The sequence below is a fragment of the Longimicrobiaceae bacterium genome (assembly GCA_035696245.1).
GTDB lineage: Bacteria > Gemmatimonadota > Gemmatimonadetes > Longimicrobiales > Longimicrobiaceae > DASRQW01.
The window spans coordinates 1-3564 of sequence record DASRQW010000082.1 but is presented as its reverse complement, the minus strand read 5'-3'; the positions used below and the strand labels follow the sequence as shown (position 1 = coordinate 3564).

General features: G+C 72.5%; 3 protein-coding genes. 2 read left to right on the top strand and 1 reads right to left on the bottom strand.

The features are described 5' to 3' along the window. Positions 1–270: 270 nt before the first annotated feature. Complete coding sequence (locus tag VFE05_03955) at positions 271–1263, bottom strand: winged helix-turn-helix domain-containing protein (GenBank protein ID HET6229208.1); 993 nt, start codon at positions 1261–1263, stop codon at positions 271–273. Positions 1264–1584: 321 nt separating this feature from the next. Between VFE05_03955 and VFE05_03950 the strand changes: the two genes are divergently transcribed. After that, positions 1585–2913 carry a hemolysin family protein gene (locus VFE05_03950; GenBank protein ID HET6229207.1) on the top strand — a complete coding sequence of 443 codons (1329 nt, stop codon included), beginning with the start codon at positions 1585–1587 and terminating at the stop codon, positions 2911–2913. Next, the coding region (locus VFE05_03945) for a CNNM domain-containing protein (GenBank protein ID HET6229206.1) at positions 2906–3564 on the top strand (659 nt) is incomplete at its 3' end. The genes VFE05_03950 and VFE05_03945, both read left to right, overlap by 8 nt.

Sequence of the window (3564 nt, the reverse complement as noted above, 5' to 3'; positions counted from 1 at the left end):
CATCTCCCGTGAGCCCGTCGGACTTGCCAGGCTGCACGTCCCCTCACCCACGCGGGTTGTGGGAGCGGGTGGCGGCTCTCAGGCCGCCAGGTGAGCGCCGTGAGTGCGATTCCGTCGATGGACATCCGCTGAAAATACATCGGCCGTGTCGCGAACCAGGCGACACGGCCGATGTGTGTTTGGAGCTTCGAGGGACGTCATCCCGATCACCCGCCGTTCACCCAGCGCTGTTGGTGGCAGCGGATGCGGGAAGACGGTGTGAAGGCCGAGCTACGCCGCGGGCGCCTCGGGCTCCAGCGGAGCGGCGTCGGCGCTGGTGCGGAGGCCGGCGCCCACGTTCAGGCGGATCATCACCTCCAGCAGCTCGCGGGCGGTGCGGGCCGAGAAGGTGGGCGAGTGCGGCACAAGCAGCGGGTTGGGGAAGCCGTCGCCAAGGCGGCTGCGCGCGGCGCGCGTGAGCAGCACCGGCTCGCCCGGAGGGATGGCGGCGGCGGCCTGCGCGTCGTCGGCCAGCACCACGCGGATGCGGTCCGGGTCCGTGAGCTCGTCCTCGTACATGGCCCGGATGCGGTCGCCGAACACCGGGTCGACCGCGACCACCGTGACGAAGGTGTCGCGCAGGCGGCGGCGCATGGTGTCCACCGTCTCCGGGTTCACGCTGAGGGTCACCGTGGGGGTGCCCACGGCCTCGGCGGCGGCGCGGACCAGGCGCCAGTGGTAGACGGTGGTGACCACCAGGTCCACCTCGCGCAGCCGGTCCTGCACGCCGTAGAACTCCACGGAGCGCTGGGGCCGGGCCAGCGGCACGGGCGAGATGTAGATGGGCACCGGCTCCAGCCCGAACTGCTCCTCCAGCTCGGAGGTGTACGCCGTCATCTGGTCCACGTTGCTCTCCACGCAGGCGCACCGCAGCTTGCGCGTGGAGGTGGACCGCCGGAGCAGGTCCGGCAGCTCGCCCACGGGAATGCGACGCTTCCAGCCTTCCACGAGCACGCCTGCCATCCACCGCGCCGTCTCGGCCAGCAGCTCGCCGCCCAGCTGGTCCTGCGGGGCCACGTACACGCCGGAGCGGCCGCGCACCTCCACCAGGCCCTCGGCCTCGAGGGAGCGGTAGGCCTGGGCGACCACGCGGTGGTCCACCCCCATCTCGCGCCACAGGGTGCGGATGCTGGGCAGCCGGTCGCCGGGGCGCAGGGTGCCCAGGTGCAGCGCGTTCAGGATGCGGTCGCGCAGCCGGTCGCTCAGCTCGTTGTCGGTTTCCATTCTGCCCTGTCGTAGGGTGGACGGCGGTCGCCCGCCTCGCGCCGCGAATATACGCCCGAGGGCGAGCCGCGTGCAAAGTGGCCCCATGCGCGGCGCCTTGCCAGCCCGGCGCGCCGCACGTACCCTCAACCGGTCGCGGGGTGCCGCCGGGCGTTTCGCGCGGTGGCTTGCTCCCTGCGTACCCCGGTCCCGCCGAAAGGAGGCTTTCCGCCCGTTGCGCACCCGAAGACCCCGCTCCGCCCGCACCCACAGGCCGGCACCGCCGCGCCCCCGGGCGCCGCGCGGAGCTCCCGCACGCCCCGCGCACCGGAGCGCCGCGAGATGACGCTGTTCCCGTTCGTGGTCGTCTTCGTCCTCATCGCCCTCACCGCGCTGTACGTCTCGGCCGAGTTCGCGGCGGTGAGCGTGCGCCGCAGCCGCATCCGCCAGCGCGCGGAGCAGGGCAACTCGCTGGCCGCCAGCCTGCTCCCCTTCCTGGCGGACCCGCGCCGGCTGGACCGCTACATCTCGGCCAGCCAGATGGGCATCACCCTCACCAGCCTGATCGTGGGCGCCTACGCGCAGGGCACCATCGCCCAGGCGCTGGGGCCCGTGTTCGCCGGGTGGACGGGGATGCAGCAGGTGGCCGCGCAGTCCCTCGCCACGGTGGTCGTCCTCGCCTGCCTGACCGTGCTGCAGATGGTGCTGAGCGAGCTGGTGCCCAAGTACCTGGCGCTGCACAAGCCTACCGAGGTGGCGCTGGCCACCGTGCTGCCCATGCGCTGGTCGCTGGTCGTCTTCTCGCCCTTCCTGCGCGTGCTGAACGGCAGCGCGTCGTTCGTCCTGCGCGTGCTGGGCGTGGCGCAGGCCGGGCACGGGCACATCCACTCGCCGGAGGAGATCGACCTGCTCATCGCCGAGAGCCGCGACGGCGGGCTGCTGGAGCCGGACGAGCACCGGCGGCTGCGGCGCGCGCTCCAGCTGGGCATCCGCCCCGCCCGCCATCTCATGGTCCCGCGCCCCCAGATCCAGGCGCTGGAGATCGGGACGCCGGTGGACCGGGTGCTCCAGGTGCTGGCCGACAGCCCCTACACGCGCCTGCCCGTCTTCCGCGGCACCATCGACAACATCGTGGGCGTCCTCCACACGCGCGACCTCTTCGCGCGCACGCTCGAGGAGACGCCGCTGGCCTCCATCGAGCCGCTGCTGCGGCCGGTGCTGATGGTGCACGAGAGCATCAGCGCGGACCGGCTGCTCACGCTCATGCGCGAGCGCCGCAGCCACCAGGCGGTGGTGCTGGACGAGTTCGGCGGCGTGTCCGGCCTGGTCACGCTCGACGACGTGCTCACCGAGGTGATGGGCGACTTCGGCGACGAGTTCAAGAGCGGGGACCCGCGGCCGGAGCGGCTGCCCGACGGGCGCGTGCGCCTGCCCGGCCTGCTGCGCATAGACGAGGCGGAGCCGTGGATCGGGGCGTACCTGGACGGCGAGAGCGACACCGTTGGCGGCCGCGTGACCGAGGCGCTGGGGCACCTCCCCGAGCCGGGCGAGCGGGTGGAGATCGAAGGCGTCGCGATGGAGGTGGAGGCGGTGGCGGCGCACGCGGTGGCGTGGGTGATCGCCACCCCGCGCCCGCGCCGCGGCGACGACCGGGAGGACGCGCGTGGGTAGCCTCCTTCCCGTCGTCGTCATCGCCCTGCTCGTGCTGCTGAATGCGCTCTTCGTGGCGGCCGAGTTCGCCATCGTGGGCGTGCCCCGCGTCTCCATCGAACGGCTGGCGGCGGGGGGCGACCGGGTCGCGCGCACCGTGCTGAAGGTGCTGCACGAGCGCAAGCGCCGCGACCGCTACATCGCCACGGCGCAGTTGGGCGTGACCATGGCCAGCCTGGGCTTGGGCATGTACGGCGAGCACGTGCTGGCCGAAGGGATCGGCGGGCTGCTCGACAGGCGGATGGACTGGGCGCGGTGGCTGACGGCGCACTCGCTGGCGAGCGTGCTGGCGGTGGCTGTGCTCACCTACTTCCACATCGTCCTCGGCGAGATGGTGCCCAAGTCCATCGCGCTCCAGGGGCCGGAGCGCACGGTGCTGTGGGTGACGCCCGTGGTGCTGTGGGTGCAGCGCATCGCCTTCGTGCTCATCGTCTCGCTGAACTGGCTGGGCAACGGAGTGCTGCGGCTGATGGGCATCAACCGCCAGGCCGCGGGCGACGAGCAGTACCGCACGCCCGAGGAGCTGCAATACATCGTCCGCGAGAGCCAGGCGGGGGGGATGCTGCGGGCTGAGTCGGCAGAGGTGCTTCAGGAGCTGCTGGAGTTCGGCGA

Bases quoted from the DNA above. Each gene is read 5' to 3' on its own strand.
- VFE05_03950 (HET6229207.1), top strand. From the start codon at position 1,585: ATGACGCTGTTCCCGTTCGTGGTCGTCTTCGTCCTCATCGCCCTCACC.
- VFE05_03955 (HET6229208.1), bottom strand. From the start codon at position 1,263: ATGGAAACCGACAACGAGCTGAGCGACCGGCTGCGCGACCGCATCCTG.